Source organism: Blautia sp. AF26-2 (assembly GCF_003460955.1).
In the GTDB taxonomy this organism is placed as follows: Bacteria; Bacillota; Clostridia; order Lachnospirales; family Lachnospiraceae; genus Fusicatenibacter; species Fusicatenibacter saccharivorans.
The window spans coordinates 101208-124385 of record NZ_QTWD01000006.1 but is presented as its reverse complement, the minus strand read 5'-3'; the positions used below and the strand labels follow the sequence as shown (position 1 = coordinate 124385).

22 protein-coding genes and 2 tRNA genes are annotated in these 23178 nt (G+C 50.6%); 6 read left to right on the top strand and 18 right to left on the bottom strand.

Going from position 1 to position 23178, the window contains the following annotated elements; all coding sequences use genetic code 11:
- Positions 1-20: 20 nt before the first annotated feature.
- From rlmN to DWY63_RS09305, 7 genes are all read right to left on the bottom strand, one after another.
- On the bottom strand, positions 21-1061 hold the full coding sequence (rlmN, locus tag DWY63_RS09335; RefSeq protein WP_055226967.1) for a 23S rRNA (adenine(2503)-C(2))-methyltransferase RlmN: 1041 nt from the start codon (positions 1059-1061) through the stop codon (positions 21-23).
- A 3-nt stretch (positions 1062-1064) separates the two neighbouring features.
- Complete coding sequence (gene rsmB / locus DWY63_RS09330; protein ID WP_330415457.1) at positions 1065-2432, bottom strand: 16S rRNA (cytosine(967)-C(5))-methyltransferase RsmB; 1368 nt, start codon at positions 2430-2432, stop codon at positions 1065-1067.
- Positions 2422-3117, bottom strand: a complete 696-nt coding sequence (locus DWY63_RS09325; RefSeq protein ID WP_117801952.1) for a zinc metallopeptidase — start codon at positions 3115-3117, stop codon at positions 2422-2424. Before DWY63_RS09325 ends, rsmB begins: the two co-directional genes overlap by 11 nt.
- An 86-nt stretch (positions 3118-3203) precedes the next feature.
- Entirely contained in the window at positions 3204-4175 is a 972-nt protein-coding gene (gene fmt / locus DWY63_RS09320) for a methionyl-tRNA formyltransferase (protein WP_117801951.1), read from the bottom strand.
- Between the two features lie 27 nt (positions 4176-4202).
- Positions 4203-4694, bottom strand: coding sequence for a peptide deformylase (gene def / locus DWY63_RS09315; protein ID WP_055219778.1), 492 nt, complete (start codon positions 4692-4694; stop codon positions 4203-4205).
- A gap of 63 nt (positions 4695-4757) precedes the next feature.
- Complete coding sequence (priA, locus tag DWY63_RS09310; RefSeq protein ID WP_117801950.1) at positions 4758-6986, bottom strand: replication restart helicase PriA; 2229 nt, start codon at positions 6984-6986, stop codon at positions 4758-4760.
- Positions 6983-8458: a UDP-N-acetylmuramoyl-L-alanyl-D-glutamate--2,6-diaminopimelate ligase gene (locus DWY63_RS09305; RefSeq protein WP_117801949.1), complete on the bottom strand. Its 1476-nt coding sequence runs from the start codon at positions 8456-8458 to the stop codon at positions 6983-6985. Before DWY63_RS09305 ends, priA begins: the two co-directional genes overlap by 4 nt.
- Before the next feature lie 197 nt (positions 8459-8655).
- Between DWY63_RS09305 and arcC the strand changes: the two genes are divergently transcribed.
- Positions 8656-9585, top strand: a complete 930-nt coding sequence (gene arcC, locus DWY63_RS09300) for a carbamate kinase (RefSeq protein WP_022463144.1) — start codon at positions 8656-8658, stop codon at positions 9583-9585.
- Between the two features lie 76 nt (positions 9586-9661).
- Here arcC and DWY63_RS09295 read toward each other — a convergent pair whose 3' ends face one another.
- From DWY63_RS09295 to DWY63_RS09250, 10 genes are all read right to left on the bottom strand, one after another.
- Positions 9662-11059, bottom strand: coding sequence for a glycine--tRNA ligase (locus DWY63_RS09295; RefSeq protein ID WP_055265793.1), 1398 nt, complete (start codon positions 11057-11059; stop codon positions 9662-9664).
- A 27-nt stretch (positions 11060-11086) separates the two neighbouring features.
- Entirely contained in the window at positions 11087-11779 is a 693-nt protein-coding gene (locus DWY63_RS09290; protein WP_022463142.1) for a hypothetical protein, read from the bottom strand.
- 25 nt (positions 11780-11804) lie between these two features.
- The gene (locus tag DWY63_RS09285) at positions 11805-13085 is read right to left on the bottom strand and encodes an adenylosuccinate synthase (RefSeq protein WP_117801948.1); all 1281 of its coding nucleotides are present in this window, start codon (positions 13083-13085) and stop codon (positions 11805-11807) included.
- Between the two features lie 141 nt (positions 13086-13226).
- Positions 13227-14663, bottom strand: coding sequence for an adenylosuccinate lyase (gene purB, locus DWY63_RS09280; RefSeq protein WP_022463140.1), 1437 nt, complete (start codon positions 14661-14663; stop codon positions 13227-13229).
- 167 nt (positions 14664-14830) lie between these two features.
- Complete coding sequence (locus tag DWY63_RS09275) at positions 14831-15589, bottom strand: amino acid ABC transporter ATP-binding protein (protein ID WP_117801947.1); 759 nt, start codon at positions 15587-15589, stop codon at positions 14831-14833.
- A gap of 24 nt (positions 15590-15613) precedes the next feature.
- On the bottom strand, positions 15614-16261 hold the full coding sequence (locus tag DWY63_RS09270) for an amino acid ABC transporter permease (protein ID WP_055226988.1): 648 nt from the start codon (positions 16259-16261) through the stop codon (positions 15614-15616).
- A gap of 6 nt (positions 16262-16267) precedes the next feature.
- Positions 16268-17122 carry an amino acid ABC transporter substrate-binding protein gene (locus DWY63_RS09265; protein WP_117801946.1) on the bottom strand — a complete coding sequence of 285 codons (855 nt, stop codon included), beginning with the start codon at positions 17120-17122 and terminating at the stop codon, positions 16268-16270.
- 207 nt (positions 17123-17329) lie between these two features.
- Positions 17330-18454 carry an alanine racemase gene (alr, locus tag DWY63_RS09260; protein WP_022463136.1) on the bottom strand — a complete coding sequence of 375 codons (1125 nt, stop codon included), beginning with the start codon at positions 18452-18454 and terminating at the stop codon, positions 17330-17332.
- Between the two features lie 111 nt (positions 18455-18565).
- On the bottom strand, positions 18566-19021 hold the full coding sequence (locus DWY63_RS09255; RefSeq protein WP_022463135.1) for an Lrp/AsnC family transcriptional regulator: 456 nt from the start codon (positions 19019-19021) through the stop codon (positions 18566-18568).
- 174 nt (positions 19022-19195) lie between these two features.
- Positions 19196-19462 (bottom strand): 4Fe-4S dicluster domain-containing protein, encoded by a 267-nt coding sequence (locus DWY63_RS09250; protein WP_158554987.1) that lies wholly within the window; start codon positions 19460-19462, stop codon positions 19196-19198.
- A gap of 252 nt (positions 19463-19714) precedes the next feature.
- On the opposite strand from DWY63_RS09250, the gene DWY63_RS09245 reads away from it, so the two are divergent.
- The 5 genes from DWY63_RS09245 (at position 19715) to DWY63_RS09225 (ending at position 22071) form a co-directional block, all read left to right on the top strand.
- Positions 19715-19785, top strand: a tRNA-Gly gene (locus DWY63_RS09245).
- Positions 19786-19805: 20 nt separating this feature from the next.
- Positions 19806-19877 (top strand) — tRNA-Gly (locus DWY63_RS09240).
- 82 nt (positions 19878-19959) lie between these two features.
- Positions 19960-20808, top strand: a complete 849-nt coding sequence (nudC, locus tag DWY63_RS09235; protein ID WP_055226996.1) for an NAD(+) diphosphatase — start codon at positions 19960-19962, stop codon at positions 20806-20808.
- Positions 20809-20916: 108 nt separating this feature from the next.
- Positions 20917-21234 (top strand): thioredoxin, encoded by a 318-nt coding sequence (trxA, locus tag DWY63_RS09230; RefSeq protein WP_117801945.1) that lies wholly within the window; start codon positions 20917-20919, stop codon positions 21232-21234.
- 153 nt (positions 21235-21387) lie between these two features.
- Positions 21388-22071: a Crp/Fnr family transcriptional regulator gene (locus DWY63_RS09225; protein WP_117509659.1), complete on the top strand. Its 684-nt coding sequence runs from the start codon at positions 21388-21390 to the stop codon at positions 22069-22071.
- 72 nt (positions 22072-22143) lie between these two features.
- Here the strand turns inward: DWY63_RS09225 and DWY63_RS09220 are convergent, their stop codons facing one another.
- Entirely contained in the window at positions 22144-23172 is a 1029-nt protein-coding gene (locus DWY63_RS09220) for a S66 family peptidase (RefSeq protein ID WP_117801944.1), read from the bottom strand.
- Positions 23173-23178: the final 6 nt, after the last annotated feature.

Here is a 23178-nt window from a genome sequence, read left to right as displayed (position 1 = left end):
CCTGTATTGACAGCCGCTTTTTACGGCTGTTCGTTTGATTTATCGATAAAACTTTTTCTTAACTGTCCACAGGCTCCGTCAATATCGGCGCCCATTTCCCTTCTAATAGTAACATTAATTCCGTATTTTTCAAGTTTATTTTTGAAATTCTCTACGACTTTTTTCGTTGATTTCACGTAATCGCGCTCTTTGATCGGGTTGACCGGGATCAGATTTACATGACAGTTGATATCCGAAATCCGCGCGGAAAGCTCTTTTGCATCGGCTTCGCTGTCATTTTTCCCGCCAACGAGAGAGTACTCAAATGTAATCCGACGGCCTGTTTTTGCAAAGTAATTGCGGCATGCATCGAGAATTTCATCAATGGAATATTTATTGGCAATCGGCATCAGCTCGCGGCGCTTTTCATCGTTCGGCGCATGAAGGGAAAGTGCCAGGGTGATCTGGAGTCCCTCATCTGCCAATTTGTACATATTCGGCACGATTCCGCAGGTGGAAACGGTGATGTTTCTCTGGCTGATGTTGAGTCCTTCCTGGCTCGAAAGCAGCCGCACGAAGCGCACCAGATTGTCGTAGTTGTCCATCGGCTCACCCGTTCCCATGACAACCAGATTGGAGACCCGCTCCCCGGTGTCCTCCCAAATCCGGTAAATCTGGTCGAGCATCTCCGACGGAGTCAGGCACCGCACGAGTCCGCCGATTGTGGACGCGCAGAAGCGGCAGCCCATCCGGCAGCCGACCTGGGATGAGATGCAGACGGAATTTCCGTGGTGGTACTTCATCCAGACGCTCTCGATCACGTTGCCGTCGCTAAGGCGGAACAGGTATTTTCTCGTTCCGTCGATTTTGGACTCCTGCACCTGCACTTTTTCGAGACAGGTAAGCGGATACTGTTCCTTTAATTTTTCCCGGAAGGCAAGCGAGAGATTCGTCATCTCATCGTAGCTGCCCGCCAGACGATGATGCATCCAGTCGTATAACTGTTTGGCACGGAACGGCTTTTCTCCCATCTGCTGGCAGGCGTCCTTTAATTCGTCTAAGGTCATTGATTTAATATCCATCTGTTACGCCCGTCCTTCCTCTGTTTTCCGGAATTTTGCAAGGAAAAATCCGTCTGTCTTGTGTACCCCCGGGATCAGCTGCAGCTGTCCTTTGGCCGTTTCTCCGCTTTTCAGCTCATCCGGCAGCAGTTCATCCAGACTGACTGCTTCAAACGGGAACTGTTCCAGAAACCATGCGGCATTCTCGCTGTTTTCTTTTCTGTTGACGGTACATGTGCTGTACAGCAGTGTGCCGCCCGGCTTTACGTACGATGCGGCATTTGCAAGGATTGCCCGCTGAATCCGTACCAGCTCCTCTTCTTTTTCTTTTGAAGCGTAATATTTGATATCCGGCTTTCTGCCGATGACGCCGTATCCGGTGCACGGCAGGTCCGCAATCACAACGTCCGCTTTTCCGATCCATTCCGCATCGAGCTGTTCCGCATCTTTTACCTTCGGCACGACGCAGGAAACACCTGCTCTCTGCACATTTTCCCGGATCAGATCGACCTTGTATTCAGTGAGATCACGCGCTTCCACGCATCCCTGATTTCTCATTTTATCTGCTGCATGGAGGCTCTTTCCGCCCGGTGCCGCGCAGAGATCCAGCACCTGGTCACCCGGCTTTGGATCCGCCAGATGCGCCGCCATCATGGAGCTCACATCCTGAATCTGGAACCGGCCTTCCTGGAAGGCATTCAGTGATGCGATCGTCTCAAAGTTTTTCAGATAGAACGCCTCGCCAAGATACGGCGCTTTTTCCAGCTCTGCCCCCTGGCTTTCCAGGCTTTTCTTCGTCTCCTCGATCGTATTGTTCCAGCGGTTGATACGGATCGTCACCTGTTTTTCTTTCAGGAAATCCGCCATCATCGTTTCTGCCGTTTCTTTTCCGTACTGGGATACGAACTCCTCAACCAGAAATTCCGGCATGGAGTATTTCACGGAAAGATACTGCGTAGTATTGTTCTCCTTCGGCATCGGCAGATGATCTTTTTCCCGCACGATCGTGCGCAGAACGCCGTTGACAAAGCCCTTTAAGTTGTAAAAATGCTTCTTTTCCGCCAGTTTCACCGCCTCATTGACGACTGCCGAATCCGGTACTGCGTCAAGAAAACGGATCTGGTACACCGACATCCGTAAGATCGCACGAATCACCGGCTTGCATTTGTTGATCTTGATTTTGGAATACTGATTGATGATGTAGTCATTCTGGATGCCGTATTCCACGGTTCCCTCGCAGACCCGCTTGATAAACGCACGGTCCTGCCGCGGCAGGAACTGGTATTTATCGAGGGCGTCCCTTACAGCAAGATGGCAGGGCGTTTTCTCCCTGTCCATCTCAAGCAGAATGTTCATAATCAGCTCTCTTGTATTGATTGTATCAGTCATCATTTCTCCTAAATGCTCCGGATAAAATCAGCAGCCGGAGCAGCTGCAGCAGAGAACCGATCACCGCTGCCACGTATGTCATGGCTGCAGCCCAGAGTACTTTCTTGACTCCGTCGTGTTCCGTCTCTGTCACCATACCGCCCTCACTGAGCATTTTTAATGCTCTTCTCGACGCATCGAACTCGACCGGAAGTGTTACCACCTGGAATGCCAGTGCCAGCACAAACAGCCAGATCCCGGCTTTCACAAGCATCGGAAGGCTGAAAATCAGTCCGATCAGGAACAGCGGCCAGAAAAGCTGGGATCCAAGGTTCGCTGCCGGAACAATGGCGCTTCTTACTTTCAGCGGCACGTAATCCGTATTGTGCTGTACGGCATGGCCGCACTCATGCGCTGCGACGCCGATCGCTGCGACCGAGGTTGAATCGTAAACCGCATCCGATAAATTCACGGTTTTTGTCCGCGGATCATAGTGGTCGGTCAGTTTACCAGATACGTGGCGGACGGTCACATCGTAGATGCCGTCCTGATGCAGAATGCGCATCGCCGCCTCGCGTCCCGTCATGCCGCTGTACGAGCGGACGGTCTGATATTTGCTGAAAATCGTGTTCATGCGGGCGGATACCGCCATGGAAATCAGTGCGGCAAGAATCACCAGCAGATACGTACTGTCATAAAAAAGTCCCATATCGTTTTTCTCCTTTTTTCTCAGGCACAGCAGCCATCACACCGCTGTGCCGTTCCCCGCCTCAACTTCAGGTTGCTTTTTCTCTTTTATTCGCCAAGTCTGGTACCCGGCTCGATCGCATAGCCGCGCAGGAAATCGGCGGCTTTCATCCGTTTCTTTCCTTCGAGCTGCAGCTCCTCGATCACCAGAATGCCGTCTCCCGTCTTTACATGGAGGCCTGTCTCATCTGCCACCCAGACTTTTCCGGCACTTTTCGTCGGATTCTGTCCCGGAATTTTCGAGAACAGATCGCCGCCGAACATTGCAATGACTTTGGCATCCCAGATTTTCAGGTTCTTTCCGTTTACTTTTGTAAAAGCACTCGGCCACGGGCTCATCGCACGGATCTGACGTTCGATCTCAACGGCACTCTTCGTCCAGTCGATCTTTCCGTCTTCTTTTTTGATCATCCGCGCATACTCTGTGGTGCTTATCTCCGGCTGTTTTTCCGGTGTCACTTCGCCTTTTTCAAGTTTTGGAAGTGTCTCCACCAGAAGTTTTGCTCCGGCTGCGGCGAGCTTGTCAAAGAGACTGCCGCCGGTCTCATCTGCTGCAAGCGGAACTTCCACTTTCGTCAGCATATCGCCTGTGTCGAGGCCTTCATCCATCTTCATAATGGTTACGCCGCTCACTTCATCGCCGTTCATGACAGCCCACTGGATCGGCGCTGCTCCGCGGTAAGCCGGAAGCAGGGATGCATGAACGTTGATGCATCCGTATTTCGGCATATCCAAAATCTCTTTTGGAATAATCTGGCCGAATGCAACGACAACGATCACATCCGGCTCCATTTTCCGGATTTCCTCGATCGCCTCTGCATCCCGCACGCGGCGCGGCTGATAGACCGGAAGGCCGTGTTTTTCGGCTGCCTCTTTCACCGGTGTCGGCATCATCTGTTTTCCGCGGCCCTTCGGTTTGTCCGGCTGGGTCACAACGCCTGTGATCTCATAACCGGCCTCCACGAGTGCCTCAAGTGTTCCCACGGAGAAATCCGGGGTTCCCATAAATACCACTTTCATCTGAAGTCATCTCCTTTATTTTAAGACTTACTCTTCGTCCTCGTACTCCTCATACTCATCGTACGTGTTGTCCCAGAGTTCGCCTTCTACTTTTTCTGTATACATATGTCCGTCGAGGTGATCACACTCGTGGCAGATGCAGCGGGCAAGAAGTTCTGTTCCCTCCAGTTCAAACGGCTGCATGTCGCGGTCCAGTGCTCTTACCTTTACGTAATTCGGACGGGTTACTGTACCGGATTTTCCCGGAAGGCTTAAGCATCCTTCTGCTCCTGTCTGGCTTCCAGAAGTCTCCAGGATTTCCGGATTGATCAGAAGATGTGGGGTTCCATCCACATCCATGACTACGATTCTCTTTAAGATGCCGACCTGCGGTGCGGCAAGGCCGACACCGTTTGCCTCATACATGGTGTCAAACATGTCGTCGATCAGCTCGCTGATTCTTGGTGTCATCTTCTCCACCGGTCTGCATTTTTTCGTTAATACGCGGTCGCCTACGACTCTGATTTCTCTGATTGCCATAATTCTTTTCCTTTCTTTTGCTCTTCTATTATAAATAATCTATGTGTAAACAGTATGAAAAAACTAATACTTTCTGCTGAAGTCAAACTGTAAATAAACGGTACGGAAGCCTTTGTTAATCTCGATATACCGCTCCAGTTTTTCCCGCAGCCCTGCCAGCACCTCTTCCTGCGGCGCGCGTACATACACGGCCATGCGGTACAGGTCATTGATTTTCGACACTGCCTCACTTGCCGGGCCGATGATCTGGACTTCGCGGTTTCCCCGGATGCGGATGAGATATCTGCGAATGTATTCCATCGCCTGCGTCAGATGCGCTTCATCCTCCCCGGCTCCGTGGATCGCCAGAAGCTCCGCCGCCGGGGGATATCCCATCAGACGGCGGTAGTCCATTTCTTTCTCGTAAAATGTCCCGTAATCCTGCTCTGCCGCCGTCTGAATGCTGTAATGTTCGGGATGGTACGTCTGAATGACTGCCATTCCCGGCTTTTCGCCTCTTCCGGCGCGGCCGACTGCCTGCGTCAGCAGCTGGAACGTACGCTCCCCGGCACGGTAATCGACTGCATTCAGGGAGAGATCCGCCGCCAGCGCTCCCACCAGCGTGACATTCGGGAAATCGTGGCCTTTTACGATCATCTGGGTTCCAATCAGGATATCGGCCTCCCCCGCCGCAAATGAGGACAGGATTTCTTCATAACTGTTTTTCGTTTTTGTCGTGTCGCCGTCCATCCTAAGAACGCGTGCCTTTGGAAACAGCTTTTTCACGTTCTGCTCAATCTGCTGCGTACCGGCGCGGAAGCCGCCGATATACGGGGAACCGCACGACGGGCACGCATGTACCTGCGGTGTTTCATAACCGCAGTAATGGCAGACGAGCTTTCCGTTATTGTGTGCTGTCAGTGATACATCGCAGTGCGGGCACTTCATCACATGGCCGCATGCACGGCATGAGACGAAGCCCGCATAGCCTCTGCGGTTCAGAAACAGTACAACCTGTTCCTTTTTTTCAAGCCGTTTTTCGATCTCTTCCCGCAGTTTTCCGGACAGAATCGAACGATTTCCCATCTGTAATTCTTCCCGCATATCCGCGATCCATACGGACGGAAGTGCTGCATTTCCGTACCGCGCATCCATCCGGAACAGCGCGTACGCTCCCGTCTCGCAGGCGTAAGAAGCATCCACCGACGGCGTTGCCGAACCCATCACCACATGGGCATGCTCCAGCCCGGCGCGGCGCACGGCGGTCTCCCTTGCATGGTAGCGCGGCGTCACTTCACTTTTATAGGAGGTTTCATGCTCCTCATCGATTACGATCAGCCCCAGATCCGGAAACGGTGCAAAGAGTGCGGAACGCGGACCGATCATAATACTGACCTCCCCGCGCCGCGCGCGCTCCATCTGGTCGGCGCGCTCGGACGGTGTCATCCGCGAGTTGACCACCGTGACCCTTGTTCCAAACCGTGCGCAGAACCGCTCCACGTTCTGATACGTCAGCGCAATCTCCGGGATCAGCACGATCACCTGTTTTCCTTCCTTCAGCACTCGCTCCATCAGCTCCATATAGACGAGCGTTTTGCCGCTTCCCGTCACACCGCGGATCAGGCAGGGGCGGTTCTGCCCTTCCCATTCCTTTCGAATGCCGTCCACCACGGCCTGCTGCTGTTCGTTTGGTTTTCCCGCAGTTGTTCTTCCTGCCGCATCAGATACCGGATTTCTCCAGGTGCTCGTACGGCGGATTTCCAACACGCCCTGCTCTTCCATCACGTGCAGCGTATCTGCCGTGATTTTCAGTTCCTTGCTCACAACCGGCCCTGGAAGAACCGGATGGGCCAGCAGCGCGTTTAAGAGACGGATTCTCGCTTTATAATTTTTCTTTCTGTAGTTTTCCAGCAGCTCCTCACATCTCGCAGGATCTGCAAGAAGCGCAATTTCGCGGGTTTCTTTCCCGCGCGCCTTTACTTTGACCGGAAGCACCGTCTTTAACGCCTGGATCATCGTTGATCCGTACGTATGACGCATCCACGCGGCGAGCGCGATGAGCTTCGTCTCTACAGTCGCCGCATCCTTTTGTACCGCAAGGATGGCCTTCATCCGGTCCTGCGGATATTTCGGCTCGTTTCCGACGGAAAGCACATAGCCGGTGATCGTGCGGTTTCCGTTTCCAAACGGAATCTGTACCGCCGTTCCCGGACTGATCTCCCCTGTCAGTTCCGGCGGAACCTTGTACTGAAAGGTCCGGTCCAGTTTTTCATTTGTGATGTCTACGATTACATCAGCGTAAACGCTGCTCATACATTCCCCTTACTTTCTTCCAGTATTTCCCGGATCAGCACGCGCTCATCCATCTCGTACCGTTTCCCCTTCCGGATCTGATACGTTTCGTGGCCTTTTCCCGCGAGCACCACGAGATCGCCCGGCTGCCGGTTTTCGATCACATACCGGATCGCCTCCTTACGGTCTGCAATCTCAACGAAAGCGCCTTCTGTTTTCCCGATTCCCGTCCGGATATCGTCCAGAATCGCCTGTGGTTCCTCATCCCGCGGATTGTCCGAGGTGATGACGGTCAGATCCGCCAGACGCCCCGACACCTCTCCCATCTGGAATCTCCGGTCCCGCGCGCGGTTTCCGCCGCAGCCGAAGAGACAGATCAGGCGCTTCGGATGGTACTTCCGCAGTGTCTTTAACAGGCTTTCGAGACTCATCGCATTGTGTGCGTAGTCAATGAGAAGCGTCATTTCCGGATACACCGGAACTGCCTCACACCGCCCACGGACGCGGACTGCGGAAAGTGCCTCCTGCATCGCCTTTTCCGGGATTCCCATCTGCGCGCAGACCGCAATGGCGGCAAGCGAGTTGGAAACGGAAAACAGACCCGGCAGATCTACCCGTACCGGAAAATCCGCTGCGCCCTGCACCCGGTATGAGACACCGAGCACGCCGGGCGCCTGATCGAGTGCTGCATCTGCTGCCATAAAATCAGCTTTTTCCCTGCATCCGAATGTCACCAGACGGCAGGTGCTCTGCCTTATGATCTCCGGAAACCTTTTGTCATCCCGGTTTACAATTCCGGTTCTGCAGGTGCGAAGCAGCTTCTTTTTGCAGGACAGATATTCTGCAAACGATGCATGCTCCCCGGCGCCGATGTGGTCGTTTCCAATGTTGGTGAACACACCGTAATCAAACGTAATTCCATCACACCGGTGCTGTTTTTCCGCCTGCGAGGAAACCTCCATTACAACATGGGTGCAGCCCTCCCGCATCATTTCAGAAAACAGCTTCTGCAGCACAACCGGCTCCGGCGTTGTATTTTCTGACGGAATGCTTTTTTCCCCGATCCTCGTCTCGATCGTTCCGATGAGTCCTGCGTGGATCCCTGCTTTTCGCAGGATTTCGTAAATCATATATGCAGTCGTCGTCTTTCCCTTCGTGCCGGTCACTCCGATTGTCACAAGGTGCTGCGCCGGATCGTCCTCCCAGGCACAGGAAAGCTGTGCGAGTGCTTCTCTGCTGTCCTTTACTACGAGTACGGTTACCTTTTCCGGAATCCCTTCCAGTTCCCGCTCCGCAACCAGGACAGCAGCGCCCCTCTCGACTGCTTCTTCTGCATATACGTGCCCGTCCATCCTGTTTCCGCGGATGCAGACAAACACGTTCTGCGGCTGTACTTTTCTGCTGTCGCATGTGATTCCTGTAACTTCCGCATCCAGACTGCCCTGCTGGAGCTGATATGCGATCCGTTTTTGTAACGTGCGCATGTTTTTCATGCCGGGACCTCCCTTTCACGTTTCAAATCCCTACGACTCAGATACTTTTATAGAATACCATAGTCCGAAAAACATTTCAATGTGCGCAATGTCGGTTTCTTCTTGATTTTTGCCCCCATAAACTTTATAATAGTTCTATATTGATGCCTGGTTTTTTCGTATCAAAATCTATGAACTGCAAAGAGAGGTATCTTCCAATGAAAAGAAAAAAAATAGTTGTTGCACTAGGACACAAAGCTCTTGGAACGACGCTGCCGGAACAGAAAGCAGCCGTAAAACGTTCCGCAAAAGTAATCGCAGATCTCGTTGCTGCCGGTGCTGATGTTGTCATCACCCACAGCAATGCGCCGCAGGTCGGCATGATCCACATGGCGATGAATGAATTCGGCAAAATGCACACCGACTACAGCGCAGCCCCGATGTCTGTCTGCTCCGCTATGAGCGAAGGCTACATCGGCTACGACCTGCAGAACGCCATCCGTGCTGAGCTTCTCCGCAGAGGAATCTTCAAAACCACATCCACGATTCTTACACAGGTTGAAGTAGATCCGTACGACGATGCCTTCAACAATCCGGTCAAACTGATCGGCCGTACGCTTACCAAAGAGGAGGCTGACGCAGAGGAAGAAAAAGGAAACTACGTAACGAAAACCGAGGACGGCTACCGCCGAATCGTTGCTGCTCCGAAGCCGCAGGATATCGTAGAGATCGACTCCATCCGTCTTCTTCTCGATGCCGGACAGGTTGTCATCGCAGCAGGCGGCGGCGGAATCCCGGTTCTCCCACAGAATGAAGAGTTAAAGGGTGCATCCGCAGTCATCGAAAAAGACCTCACCAGCGGCCTGATGGCAGAAATGCTGAACGCAGACATGCTGATGATCCTGACCAGCGTGGAAAACGTTTCCATCAACTACGGTACCCCGGACGAAAAACCGCTGGAGCACATCACCGTTGCTGACGCGAAGAAATACATCGCAGAAGGCCAGTTCGGAGAAAACTCCATGCTGCCGAAGATGGAAGCAGCTGTTTCTTTCCTCGAGAAAGGCATCGGCCGTACCGCAGTCATCACTTCCATTGATTCCGCACTCGCCGGATTCCAGGGAAAAACAGGTACGATTATTGAGTAATACAAAGTATACAAAAAAGGATTCCCGCGAGTGGGAATCCTTTTTTTCTACTCTTTTTCCGGACTAAAAAGCCAGATTAGAAAGTAAATTTATCTGCAAAGTAAGCATCGAGATCCTCAATTTTAATTCTCTCCTGCTCCATGGTGTCACGGTCACGGACGGTAACAGCACCATCGGTCTCGGAATCGAAGTCGTAGGTGATGCAGTACGGAGTACCGATCTCATCCTGACGGCGATACCGTTTTCCGATATTTCCACGGTCATCAAACTCGCAGTTGTATTTCTTGGACAGCTCTGCAAAGACTTTCTCAGCGCCCTCATTCAGCTTCTTGGAAAGCGGAAGCACACCGATTTTTACCGGTGCCAGTGCCGGATGGAAATGCATCACGGTACGAACATCATTCTTCTCTGCGTCGAGAACTTCCTCGTCATAAGCGCTGCACAGGAATGCCAGAACGACACGGTCAGCACCAAGAGACGGCTCGATAACATACGGGATGTATTTCTCGTTCTTCTCTGGATCGAAATAGGTCATATCCTGTCCGGATACATTCTGATGCTGGGTCAGGTCGTAATCGGTACGGTCTGCGATTCCCCACAGCTCGCCCCATCCGAACGGGAACAGGAACTCGATATCGGTTGTTCCCTTGCTGTAGAAGCACAGCTCTTCCGGAGAATGGTCTCTTGCACGCATCTCTTCGTCTTTCATGCCGAGGCTCTTCAGCCAGTTGATGCAGAAGCCTCTCCAGTACTGGAACCAGTCAAGATCGGTGCCAGGCTCGCAGAAGAACTCCAACTCCATCTGCTCGAACTCACGGGTACGGAAGGTGAAGTTACCCGGTGTAATCTCGTTACGGAAAGATTTACCGATCTGGCCGATTCCGAACGGAATTTTCTTTCTGGAAGTACGCTGTACGTTTTTGAAGTTTACGAAGATACCCTGTGCAGTCTCCGGACGAAGATATACGGTGTTCTTCGCATCCTCTGTAACACCCTGGAAGGTTTTGAACATCAGGTTGAACTGACGGATATCGGTAAAGTTGTGTTTTCCGCAGGACGGACACGGAATCTGATGCTCTTCAATAAAGTTTTTCATCTCTTCCTGAGACCATGCATCTACGCTGCCGCCTTCGATTTCGATGCCTTTTTCCTCACAGAAATCCTCGATCAGTTTATCTGCACGGAAACGCTCATGGCATTCCTTACAGTCCATCAGAGGATCGGAAAATCCGCCGAGATGACCGGAAGCTACCCATGTCTGCGGGTTCATCAGGATCGCACAGTCAACGCCTACGTTGTGCGGGCTCTCCATGACGAATTTCTGCCACCATGCTTTTTTCACGTTGTTTTTCAGTTCAACACCGAGCGGGCCGTAATCCCAGGTATTTGCCAGGCCGCCGTAGATTTCGGAACCCGGATATACAAAACCTCTGGATTTTGCTACTGCCACAATTTTGTCCATTGTCTTTTCCATAGTTAGTTACTCCTCTATTTTATTTGTTTACTTACCATAAACAACAATAACAGGACTGGCAAGAAGAACGTCCTGCTCATATTCCTGCTCTGTTTCTTCTGTCTTAGTCTGCTCTGATGATGACGCAGAAGCACTCTCTGTGGACTTTGTGGTCCACTCGCCGGCCGTATCCACCGTGTTTTTTCCTTTGATCACGGCTGTACCGGAAACGCAGAGCACCGGATCTTCCGTTACGATTTCCAGCGGCTCCTCGCAGACAATCACGCGTACATGCTTAACGCCTTTGACCGCATCTTCGACTGAAACCTCATTGCCTTTAGAATCGACAAAGGAAGCGGAAAAATCATATCCCGCTTCTTCTGCCTCATCCAGCGTGCCTGCGAAAAATTCTGCTCCGTGATAATCCGCGTAGGACTGGTAATCTCCGTATTCCATCCGGATCTCCACCTTGTCCTCTTTGATCTGGCATTTTTCCAGCTTCACGGAATCCGCATCGCCGCGCTCCTCTGTGAATTTTTTGATGTCATCCTCCACAAAGACCTTCAGTTCGTCTTCCGTGTAATCATCGTCTTTGCTGTAATCTTCCACAATGGCTTCTGTCACAACACCATTTTTGCTCACATAGACAGATGTCGTTGTCACATCTTTTAACTTCTCACAGCCCGACAGCAGCACGGAAGCCGCTGTCAGAACTGCGAGAAGCTGTCCTGCTTTTTTCATAAAAATCCTCTAAAAACCGCCTGAATTATTTGTTGCGGTAAATGATATCGTCTCTTCCCGGCCCGTTGGAGATCATGGTGATCGGGAATCCGATTTCTTTCTCTACAAACTCGATGTAGTTTCTGCAGTTTTCCGGCAGTTCCTCATATTTCTTGATGCCGCGGATATCGCATTTCCAGCCCGGAAGCGTTTTCAGCACCGGTTTTGCTTTCTCAAGAATGCTGGTGTTCGGGAAATCGTGGATTTCTTTTCCGTCTACTTCGTATGCTGTGCAGACCGGAATCTCATCCAGATAGCCAAGTACGTCAAGTACGGTGAACGCTACATCGGTGGTACCCTGCATTCTGCAGCCGTAACGGGAAGCAACACAGTCGAACCATCCCATACGTCTCGGGCGGCCTGTGGTTGCACCGAACTCTCCGCCGTCTCCGCCGCGTCTTCTGAGCTCATCTGCCTCATCGCCGAAGATCTCGGAAACGAAAGCACCTGCTCCTACTGCGCTGGAGTAAGCTTTGCATACGGTTACGATTTTCTTGATTTCATATGGCGGAACACCTGCTCCTACTGCGCCGTAGCCGGCCAGTGTGGAAGAAGAAGTTACCATCGGGTAAATTCCGTGATCCGGGTCTTTTAAGGAACCAAGCTGACCCTCAAGCAGGATCTCCTTGCCTTCCTGAATCGCGTTCCACAGGAATGCGGAAGTATCACATACGTATGGCTCAACCATTTTTTTGTATTCCATCAGCTCTGCATAGATCTCATCCGGATTTAACTGCGGTTTGTGATACAGATGCTCGAGCAGAATGTTCTTGGTTTCGCATACGGATTTCAGTTTCTCTTTCAGGTGCTCATCGTCGAACAACTCGTTTACCTGGAAACCGATTTTTGCATATTTATCTGAGTAGAACGGAGCGATACCGGATTTGGTGGAACCAAAGGATTTTCCGCCCAGACGCTCTTCCTCATACTGATCGAACAGGATGTGGTACGGCATTACCATCTGTGCACGGTCGGAAATTTTGATCTTCGGTGCCGGCACTCCCTTCGAAACGATCTCATTTAACTCTTTGATCAGAACCGGAATATTGAGTGCAACACCGTTTCCGATTACGCTTGTTGTGTGGCTGTAAAATACGCCGGATGGAAGGGTATGAAGTGCAAACTTTCCATAGTTGTTTACAATGGTATGGCCTGCATTCGCACCACCCTGGAAACGGACAATAATGTCTGCCTCTTTTGCGAGCATATCGGTAATCTTACCTTTTCCCTCGTCTCCCCAGTTTGCTCCTACTACTGCCTTAATCATGTGACATCCTCCTAATTCAACGTATACTTGCGGCCTCTTTGTTTCGGCCGTTCATGCATAGTATACCATGTTTTCTTCATAAGTAAAACTTATTATTACTTATAAAATTTGTTTTTTTATTATTTCTGTTTATCAAACGCATCAGACGTTGATTTCCGCAGTCATGCCAAGTGCCTCTTTGTTTGCCTCAAGCACCGGATTAACTACGTTCTTCAGGAATGCGTCAACCTGTACGGATGCGCGGCCTGTGTATTTGGACGGATCCATCGTCTTTTCCAGCTCTTCTTTGGTCAGATGGAACATCTCATCCGCTGCGATCAGATCCAGAAGATCGTTGTCGCGGCCTTCCTCTTTGACATGTTTTCCGGCGATCATGGACAGCTCGCGGATTCTCTCATGCAGCTCCTGACGGTCGCCGCCTGCTTTTACCGCATCCATCATGATATTCTCAGTTGCCATAAACGGAAGCTCTGCCATCATGTGTTTTAAGATAACCTTTGGATAAACCACAAGTCCGTCTACGACGTTCATGCACAGATCCAGGATACCGTCGATGGCAAGGAAGCCTTCCGGAATGGAAAGTCTCTTGTTTGCAGAGTCATCGAGGGTTCTCTCAAACCACTGTACAGAAGAGGTGATGGCCGGATTTAATGCATCGGTGATCACATAACGGGACAGGGATGCGATACGCTCGCTTCTCATCGGATTTCTCTTGTATGCCATGGCGGAAGATCCGATCTGTCCTTTCTCGAACGGCTCCTCAACTTCTTTTAAGTGCTGCAGAAGACGGATGTCGTTGGAGAATTTTGTTGCGCTTGCCGCAATGCCTGCCAGAACGTTTAATACTCTCGTATCGACTTTTCTGGAATACGTCTGTCCGGAAACAGGATAGCAGTTCTTGAAGCCCATTTTTTCAGCGATCATAGGATCAATCTTGTCGATCGTCTCCTGATCTCCGTCAAACAGCTCTAAAAAGCTTGCCTGGGTTCCTGTCGTTCCTTTGGATCCGAGCAGTTTTAAGGTGCTCTGTACGTACTCGAGATCTTCAAGGTCCATTAAGAACTCCTGCATCCACAGGGTTGCACGTTTTCCGACGGTGGTCGGCTGTGCCGGCTGGAAGTGGGTGAAGGCAAGGGTCGGCTGGTCTTTGTAGGTATCCGCAAATTTTGCCAGCTCAGCGATAACGTTCACCAGTTTTTTCTTCACCAGCTTTAAGGCTTCGTTCATGACAATGATATCGGTATTGTCGCCTACGTAGCAGCTGGTTGCTCCCAGATGGATGATTCCTTTTGCTTTCGGACACTGTACGCCGTAGGCATACACATGGGACATTACGTCATGACGGCAGACTTTCTCTCTTTCTTTTGCCACATCGTAGTTGATGTTCTCGGCATTTGCTTTCAGTTCTTCGATCTGCTCATCTGTAATAGAAAGTCCCAGTTCTTTTTCTGTCTCAGCCAGCGCAATCCATAACTTTCTCCAGGTACGGAATTTCATATCCGGGGAGAAGATGTACTGCATCTCCTTGCTTGCATAACGTTCGGAAAGAGGGCTTACATATCTGTCAGTTCCGCTCATAGACACGATTCTCCTTTTCTTGTCAAAATGTGTATTCGGTTTCTCTTTTATCCCCGCTCTTTTTCATCCCCAAAAACAGAACGGGGCGTATAAAGAGCGTGTTTGAAATACGTTTCAACCACGCTCTAGTATAACGCATGTTGTTTTTTTAGGCAAGTGCAACGTCGTTACTTCTCACGAAATTTTCCCAAAAAGCCCTGCATTCTGGCATTTTCGGAATCGAAGACTTCGTCCGGCGTTCCTTCCACGGCGATCACGCCCTGGTCCATAAAGATGATGCGGTTGGAAATCTCCCGGGCAAAATTCATCTCGTGGGTAACGATCACCATCGTCATGTTCATCTCCGCAAGAGATTTGATGACCTTTAAAACTTCGCCTGTCAGCTCCGGATCGAGTGCCGATGTCGGCTCATCGAAAAAGAGCACCTTCGGTTTCAGCATCAGCGCGCGCGCAATCGCAACTCTCTGACACTGGCCACCGGAAAGCTGACACGGATACGCCTTTTCCTTTCCGGTCAGACCCATTTTTCCAAGCAGCTCTTCCGCCTGTGCTTCCACCTCCGCGCGGTTTCGCTTCTGTACATGGATCGGCGCATCGCAGAGATTTTTCATAACATTATAATGAGGAAACAGATGGAAACTCTGGAATACCATTCCAAAATTCTCCTGTATTTTCCGTAGTACGGCAGGCTTCGCATAGACGGATTTTCCGTTTTCCATTGTAACTGCCTGCTTGCCAAGGTACGCCAGATCACCGCCGTCCATCGTTTCAAGCATTGCCGCGCACCGCAGCAGTGTCGATTTTCCCGATCCCGACGGGCCGATGATCGAGAGCACCTCGCCCTCTTCTACTTTGAGGGAAATATCTTTTAACACTTCGAGATCCCCAAAGCTCTTTCTTACATGGTTCATTTCCAGATAAATCATATCGTTTTCCGCTCTCTTCTATAGTTAATGATAATAAGAAAATTTCTTTTCCAAAAGTTCCATCACCCACGCCACGACAAAATTGAAGATGTAGTAGAAAATACCGGCGGCGACGAACGGAACCATCGTGGTCTTGGCCGCCGCGATCTGTTTTGCGATCGTGAACATTTCCACATAGGAAATGGAAAAGGCCAGCGACGTATCCTTGACCAGCGTAATCACCTCATTGGTGATCGCCGGCAGAATCCGTTTCACAACCTGCGGCAGAATAATGCGGACAAACGTCTGTCCCTTCGAATAACCAAGAAGCTTTGCTGCCTCGTACTGTCCACGATCCATCGAAACGATGCCGGAGCGGTAGATTTCTGCAAAATAGGCGCCGTAGTTTAAGGCAAATCCGGTGATAATCGCCGGAAAGCGCCATTTTCCTATGTTCATACCGAACAGATAGAACGGTCCGAAGTAAACCACCATGAGCTGCAGCATCAGAGGCGTGCCGCGCATCAGGGAGATATAGAGCCGGAAAATTCCGCTCACAATCCGGTTTTTCGACATACGCCCGAAGGCGATCAGCAGACCGAGCGGCAGAGAAAATACGAGCGTCAGGACAAATATCGAGATCGTTCCCGCCATTCCGGTACTAAGCTGTGATAGAATTATGGACAACTTCATGCTGCTTTACTCTCCTTTTTTCTCCAGACACACCATGTCTGCGATTCCGTATTTTTCTGCGAGCTTGTCGAATGTTCCGTCGGCCAGAACCTGCTGCAGGCCTTCGTTTACTTTATCGCAGAGCTCGGTATTTCCTTTTTTGAATCCGATCGCATATTTCTCAGAGTTCAGGTGCTCGTCGAGGATTTTGTATCCTTCTCCGCGGCTTTCCAGCTGATATTTGGCAACGCCGATATCCATGGCAACCGCATCGATGGAACCTGCCTGAAGCTCTACAAACGCATTGTTGTAATCCGGGAACTGCTGCAGAGCGGCGAAAGTATCGGCGAGTTCTTTCTGACCGCCTTCTTCCTCACTCTGTAAAAGATCGAGTGCTGCGGATGCTGCCTGCACACCGACCGTCTTTCCTGCCAGATCGGACAGGCTGTTGATGCCGGAATTCTCAGATACGACCATCACCTGGCTGTTGTCCACGTACGGATCGGACCAGGTGTAATCGTCCTCTCTGCCGTTCATGGTAAAGCCGTTCCAGATGCAGTCAATCGCACCAGAATTCAGCTCGGTATCTTTCGCATCCCAGTTGATCGGGGTTTTTACCAGCTTCCAGCCGTAAATCTCGCAGACTGCCTCGGCGAGCTCCAGGTCAAATCCGGTGTAATCGCCGGTCTCATCGTCCATGTAGCCGTACGGCGGGTATTCTGCATCGAAGCCCACGGTAAAGGTTGTCATTCCGTCTGCGGAAGAGGATGCTGCTCCTGCTGATGAGGCAGATGTTTTTGCTGTGTCTGCGGAGCCGCAGCCAGCCAGCAGGGCAGATACACAAAAGGCTGCTGTCAAAATGCTAACCATTTTCTTTTTCATAATAATCTTCTCCTTTTCTACGTGATCATGTTATCACTGTACTACGCTAAACTAATTGGTATCCTACCATACTCCGGCACCGCCTGTCAACCCGCACCGGTTAAATAATCCAGAAAACCTGTTCCAACACAAAAAAAGTCTCCGAAACGGTCAGCAGATTCTGCTTTTTTCCGTCTTCGGAGACTTTGATTTTTCTATTTTGGATAACTATTTATAAACCCTTGTTACACGGCTGCTGATATCGCAGAGCATCTCGTAATCGAAACGTGCCGCCGGGTTGGCGATCTCTTCGATCGTGATGGTCTCATCCCCGTCGGTTCCGACAAGCGTTACAACGTCCTCCACCTGCACATCCGGGATGTCGGTCACGTCCACCATCATCTGATCCATACAGATTCTTCCGATGATCGGTGCTTTTTTCCCGTGGATCAGCACACAGCCCTGGTTCGAGAGAGCTCTCGGATAGCCGTCTGCATAGCCGGCTGAAACAGTTGCGATCCGTGTCATCGGTTTCTCGGTCACATACGTGGCACCGTAGCTGACGCCGATGCCCGGGCCGACTTCCTTCACATGGATGACATGGCTCTTCCATGAAAGCGCCGGGATCAGATCGAGGCGCTCTTTTTTTACCTCCTCGGATGGGTAAATGCCGTAGGTGATGATACCGGAACGCACCATCTCAAAGCGGTGATCGTCAAATTCCATGATTCCGGCGGAGTTGCAGATATGGCGAAGCGGAATCGTCACGCCGCGCTCTGCTAAAAGTGCCGTCATCTTATCATATTTTTCCATCTGCATCGAACAGTACGTCTTGTCTTCCTGATCGGCGCAGGAGAAATGCGTAAACATACCTTCCAGCTCGATGTGCGGAAGATCCGCGATTTTTGCCGCCTCATCCGCATCGTGCTCCGTCACCTGGAAGCCGATCCGCGTCATGCCGGTATCGACCGCAAGGTGTGCTTTTGCTTTCCGGTTCTGGCGTGCTGCCTCTTTTTCGAGGGCAAGTGCCTGTGCGTAGCTGTCGATCGTCTGAGTGATGTCGTATTCCACAAGGTCGCCGTACTGGGACGGGGACACGTAGCCGAGAATCAGGATCGGCGCGGAAATGCCGTTTTCTCTGAGCTCGACAGCCTCCTCGATGGTTGCGGTTGCAAAATAATCAACCTGGTTTTCCAGATAGGATGCTACTGGAACGGCACCGTGGCCGTAGGCGTTCGCTTTTACAACGCCAAGGAGTTTCACGCCCTCCGGTAGTCTTTTTTTCACTTCTCTGATGTTATGCCCGATCGCTTCGAGTGAAATCTCTGCATAACAGCGTAAGTATCTGTTCACTTTTTTCCTTCTTTCTTTCCGTACTTTTTCTGAAACGCCAAAACGTGCCTGAAAACTCTTTCGGATTATTTTCAGACACGCTCTCGTATCAGATTCCGGCTGTGCCGGTTTTTATTTGTCCGGTCTGCGGATGGCGGAATAGATATTTTTTACATTTTTCAGCACTACATGCGTTCTTGTCGCATCAACGCCCGGAAGGCTCATCACCTGGCGGTGGATTTCTTCGAGTTCGTCGGATGAGTGACAGGAAATGCGGATAATCAAATCAAAATCTCCAGTCTGATAATAGCAGGATACGATGTACTCCAGTTTCTGGATCGCATCTGCAAAACTGTCAAAGAACTTCGGATGCTCCAGGCTGACTTCCATCAGCGCGGTCATCTCATTTCCCGTTTTCTTTTCGTCTACAATAATGGTGTATTCTTTAATCACTCCGGTTTCTTCCATTTTACGGATTCTCTCGATGACTGCAGAAACCGATAAATGAATCTCTTTGCTGATATTGGAAGCCGTCTCGCGGGCATTTTTCTGCAATATCTTCAGAATCTTATAATCAATGGCATCCATGTATTTTTCCTCCCATAAGAATTGACAGGGCCTCTCTTTCCAGATCTTAGCGTAAAATTTCCCTGTCATTACCTTTCTATTATATCAAATTTTTCAGATAAGTCCAGTTTTTCCCAAAATATTTTATAGAAAGATTAGAATGCTTCTTTAAATTGCACAGATGCTCCTTTTTTCCTATTCTCCGAAGGTTTCCGCAATATCCTGCATCAGAATGCCGATCCCGAGGTGCTGCGGGCACTGCTTTTCACAGCGATAACAGTTGATGCAGTCATCGGCACGTTTGTCCTGACGCTCATACTCTGCACGAACCGCTTCGACGCCTTCCGTCGCTGTCCGGTTGTAAAGCGCAAACAAACCCGGGATGTTGATTTTTACCATGCACGGCATACAGCTCTGACAACCGGTGCAGCAAACCAGAAGTTCTGTTCCATTTTCCTGCATAGGGAAATTCCCCCTTTTTTGCTTTTCCGTTTTTCTATTATAGTACATTTCCCGTTCTGGAACAAGGCTGATCTTTGCGGACATTTTCACGCCCCTTTCACCCTGAATTTTCTCCTTTTTCAGTGTTTTGAAAATTTTTTAATTTTTTTCAAAAAAGGGGTTGACTTTTTCTCATCTTTCCTGTAGAATACGTTTTGTCAGTGAGGCACGGCAGTCAACAAGACAGAGAAAAAAAATCAGTGCCCATCATCTGCGGGTGTAGTTCAATGGTAGAACACCAGCCTTCCAAGCTGGATACGTGGGTTCGATTCCCATCACCCGCTTCATCCAAAAGGATGTATATGCGCGAGTGGCTCAGGGGTGGAGTACAACCTTGCCAAGGTTGGGGTCGCGGGTTCGAATCCCGTCTCGCGCTCTTTTTATTACCGAAATTTCTTCACAGGAATTTCGGTTTTTTGTTTTATCAAAAACTTTTTTTACCAAGGAAAGGAGTTCTTATGATTCAGGATATCGCTCCGCATAAATATTATGTAGATTACCACCCTTCCACACCGAACGATACCGATCTCGTTTTCATCTACGGTCATCACACAATTCTGTGCAATTTTGAAGATCCGCAGATCCGCTATCCTTCGATTGCAGAAATTGCACCTGTTTTCCCGGAAATCCGGGAAAAAGCAAAATTTCTGTTCCGTATCGACGAAACCAATTACTATGAACTGCGCCGCCCGCAGCTTTCGGAATTTGATATCTGGAAATATGAAAACACACTGATTCTGCGCCGCGCCGTTCCGGGATGGCTCGGATTCGCCGGCATCACCGGCTACCAGATCCACACCTGGTACACAGACCACACCTACTGCGGCCGCTGCGGAACCAAGATGCACGCGCCCGGAAATGAACGTGCGATGCAGTGCCCGTCCTGCGGCGCACTCTCCTATCCGGTGATCTGCCCAAGCGTCATTGTCGCCATCACTGATGGCGACCGCCTGCTGCTCACGAAGTATGCGCCATCCCACAGCAGCCACCGTTCCTATGCCCTCGTCGCAGGTTATACAGAAGTCGGCGAGACACTGGAACAGACGGTGCACCGCGAGGTTATGGAGGAAGTCGGATTGAAAGTCAAAAATCTGAGATACTATAAGAGTCAGCCATGGTCCTTCAGCGGTTCGCTGCTTGCCGGCTTCTATTGCGATGTAGACGGCGATCCATCCATCACCCTCGACCGCGACGAGCTCTCCACTGCCGAATGGTTTGACCGCGGTTCCCTGCCCGAAACGCCAAATCTCATCAGCCTGACCGGCGAAATGATCGAATGTTTCCGCCAGGGAAAAGAACCCAGATAGTTTTGTGACTTAGTCACAGAACTTCCCGTTCTGCTGTGATATTCTACAGTCACAACAGAAAAACAGTTACCGGGAATTACCCGTACAATAAAAAGGAGGACTTCTATTATGTCATTAATTCATGTTACATCCAAAAACTTCGAAAAAGCTCTGCAGGCAGCACCTGGCGTTGCCGTTGTTGATTTCTTTGCTACCTGGTGCGGACCGTGCAAAATGCTCGCCCCGGTCATCGAAGAGGCAGCTGAGGATATGCCGGAGATCCAGTTCTACAAAGTAGACGTTGACGAAGCACCGGAGCTGGCAAGATCCTTTAAAGTCATGAGCGTTCCGTCCCTCGCTTTCTTCAAAAACGGCGAGCTCGTAAAGAAAAACGTCGGCGCCGTTTCCTATGAGGAGCTAGAAGAACTGATTAACTCTGTAAAATAAACAGCGTAATATTGGAAATGCAAGAAAAAACGTATCGGCACAAAAACCGATACGTTTTTTCTTGCATTTCTTTCTGTTCTTTTCTATCATGGAAGAAACGGCTGCTGCCGTAGTTTACAAAAGAACGTTCTTCTTCCGAAAGGAGTTTTATTTATGTCATCTTTTCTGGAATCCTGTTTTCAGGAGCATTATCCATTTTATTCAAAGCTTACCGCCGATGAACAGCAGACACTCGTGCTCTCTTCCGTCCTGACGACGTATCAGCGCGGCGATTTTCTCTACAGCTGTGACGATGACTGTCTCGGCGTTCTGCTTGTCCTCTCCGGCAAGCTCCGCATCTTTATCCAGTCCGGCGAGCAGCGGGAAATTACCCTGTTTACCACCGGTCCCGGCGAAGTCTGCACGCTGTCTGCCTCCTGTGCGATGCAGGAAATCAGCTTTGATATTCTGATTGAGGCCGAGGAGGAGACGAAAGTTCTCATCACTCCGGCCAGCACGTTCCGCAGACTGTTGAATCAGAATATTTACGTTGAAAACTACATTTACCGGGAAACAACGGAGCATTTTTCCGAAGTCATGTGGGCGATGGGCCAGCTTCTCTTTACGCGGCTTGACCAGCGCCTTGCCGGATATCTCGAGGATGAACGCATCCGCACCGGTTCCCCGGTGCTCTCCACCACGCACGAGCAGATCGCGCGGAACCTCGGCAGTGCCAGAGAGGTCGTTTCCCGCACCTTAAAGTCGTTCGAGAAAGACGGCATCGTCGCACTCTCCCGCGGCACGGTCACGATTCTCGATGTCAAAAAGCTCCGCGGCATCTGCCGGATGCGCCGATAGTTCTTCTACGCGCGCAGACATTTTCCCACAGGCTCTGCCCTGCCGCTCGAGAAAATATTTTTCAAAAGCGTTCTAACGGCACTCCATCTTAATTTCAATCTCATTTCCTTCCACGGCCACCTTCGCATAACTTCCGACGATCAGCGGCATCGCCGGATGAAGGTGTCCGATGTCGAGATCCATCACGATCGGCACGTTGTATTTTCCAAGCAGATCCGTCACGGCGCGGTACTGGTCGAGTTCCCCGAATTTCTGTCCGAACTGCAGCGGGCGGCCAATCAGAAAGCCTTTCACATATTGGAACCAGCCGGCGTGCTCCATCTGCCAGATTGCGCGGCGGATCGCAAAGACGTTCAGATCGCACGCTTCCAGAAACCAGACAAAACCGTCCTCTTTATATTTTTCCACAAAATCAACCGTTCCGTCGTACTTCGTTCCAAGAATATTGACGAGACAGTCGAGACAGCCGCCGATGAGTCGTCCCTCAAATGCACTGTCCGCATCCGGGAAGCGGCGCAGAACGCGCGGTTCTGTAATCTGGTACGGCAGATACGGATTTTCCTCGCTTCTGCCCTTCGCATCGTCTCTTTCCCATCCCTCATAGCCGCGGACGGTACGCACTTCTCCCGTCAGTACGCCAAACGCATCCGCTACGGATTTATGCCACGGCTCCATGCCGAAATCACTCGCACACGGACCGTAAACAGCCGCCGTATCGCAGATGGTCGGCAGAAGATACGTAAAATGCGTATTGTCAGAATAGCCGAGATACCATTTCTCCGGTGCCTTTCTGATCTTTTCAAAATCCACGTAATCGAGATCCTCGCACATCAGCTCTCCGCCGCCGCAGGAAATCAGACAGTCATTCTTCTCACTGACATAATATTCCGTCAGCTCTTTTCCGCACTCCTCCGGTGCCGCGCTGATTCCGATGCCGTGCTCTGCATAGCAGTTTGGCCCAAGATCCAGCTGATATCCCATCTCTTTCCATTTTTTCTGTGCATTTGCAAACGCGGACTTGTATGGCTCTGTCGTACATCCAAACGATGGTGCCACAAAGCCGATCGTTCCGCCCTTTTTCAGATTTTCCGGAAACCTCATGTCGCA

Bases quoted from the DNA above. Each gene is read 5' to 3' on its own strand.
- rlmN (WP_055226967.1), bottom strand. From the start codon at position 1,061: ATGGATATTAAATCAATGACCTTAGACGAATTAAAGGACGCCTGCCAG.
- rsmB (WP_330415457.1), bottom strand. From the start codon at position 2,432: ATGATGACTGATACAATCAATACAAGAGAGCTGATTATGAACATTCTG.
- DWY63_RS09325 (WP_117801952.1), bottom strand. From the start codon at position 3,117: ATGGGACTTTTTTATGACAGTACGTATCTGCTGGTGATTCTTGCCGCA.
- fmt (WP_117801951.1), bottom strand. From the start codon at position 4,175: ATGAAAGTGGTATTTATGGGAACCCCGGATTTCTCCGTGGGAACACTT.
- def (WP_055219778.1), bottom strand. From the start codon at position 4,694: ATGGCAATCAGAGAAATCAGAGTCGTAGGCGACCGCGTATTAACGAAA.
- priA (WP_117801950.1), bottom strand. From the start codon at position 6,986: ATGAGCAGCGTTTACGCTGATGTAATCGTAGACATCACAAATGAAAAA.
- DWY63_RS09305 (WP_117801949.1), bottom strand. From the start codon at position 8,458: ATGAAAAACATGCGCACGTTACAAAAACGGATCGCATATCAGCTCCAG.
- arcC (WP_022463144.1), top strand. From the start codon at position 8,656: ATGAAAAGAAAAAAAATAGTTGTTGCACTAGGACACAAAGCTCTTGGA.
- DWY63_RS09295 (WP_055265793.1), bottom strand. From the start codon at position 11,059: ATGGAAAAGACAATGGACAAAATTGTGGCAGTAGCAAAATCCAGAGGT.
- DWY63_RS09290 (WP_022463142.1), bottom strand. From the start codon at position 11,779: ATGAAAAAAGCAGGACAGCTTCTCGCAGTTCTGACAGCGGCTTCCGTG.
- DWY63_RS09285 (WP_117801948.1), bottom strand. From the start codon at position 13,085: ATGATTAAGGCAGTAGTAGGAGCAAACTGGGGAGACGAGGGAAAAGGT.
- purB (WP_022463140.1), bottom strand. From the start codon at position 14,663: ATGAGCGGAACTGACAGATATGTAAGCCCTCTTTCCGAACGTTATGCA.
- DWY63_RS09275 (WP_117801947.1), bottom strand. From the start codon at position 15,589: ATGATTTATCTGGAAATGAACCATGTAAGAAAGAGCTTTGGGGATCTC.
- DWY63_RS09270 (WP_055226988.1), bottom strand. From the start codon at position 16,261: ATGAAGTTGTCCATAATTCTATCACAGCTTAGTACCGGAATGGCGGGA.
- DWY63_RS09265 (WP_117801946.1), bottom strand. From the start codon at position 17,122: ATGAAAAAGAAAATGGTTAGCATTTTGACAGCAGCCTTTTGTGTATCT.
- DWY63_RS09255 (WP_022463135.1), bottom strand. From the start codon at position 19,021: ATGGATGCCATTGATTATAAGATTCTGAAGATATTGCAGAAAAATGCC.
- DWY63_RS09250 (WP_158554987.1), bottom strand. From the start codon at position 19,462: ATGCAGGAAAATGGAACAGAACTTCTGGTTTGCTGCACCGGTTGTCAG.
- nudC (WP_055226996.1), top strand. From the start codon at position 19,960: ATGATTCAGGATATCGCTCCGCATAAATATTATGTAGATTACCACCCT.
- trxA (WP_117801945.1), top strand. From the start codon at position 20,917: ATGTCATTAATTCATGTTACATCCAAAAACTTCGAAAAAGCTCTGCAG.
- DWY63_RS09225 (WP_117509659.1), top strand. From the start codon at position 21,388: ATGTCATCTTTTCTGGAATCCTGTTTTCAGGAGCATTATCCATTTTAT.
- DWY63_RS09220 (WP_117801944.1), bottom strand. From the start codon at position 23,172: ATGAGGTTTCCGGAAAATCTGAAAAAGGGCGGAACGATCGGCTTTGTG.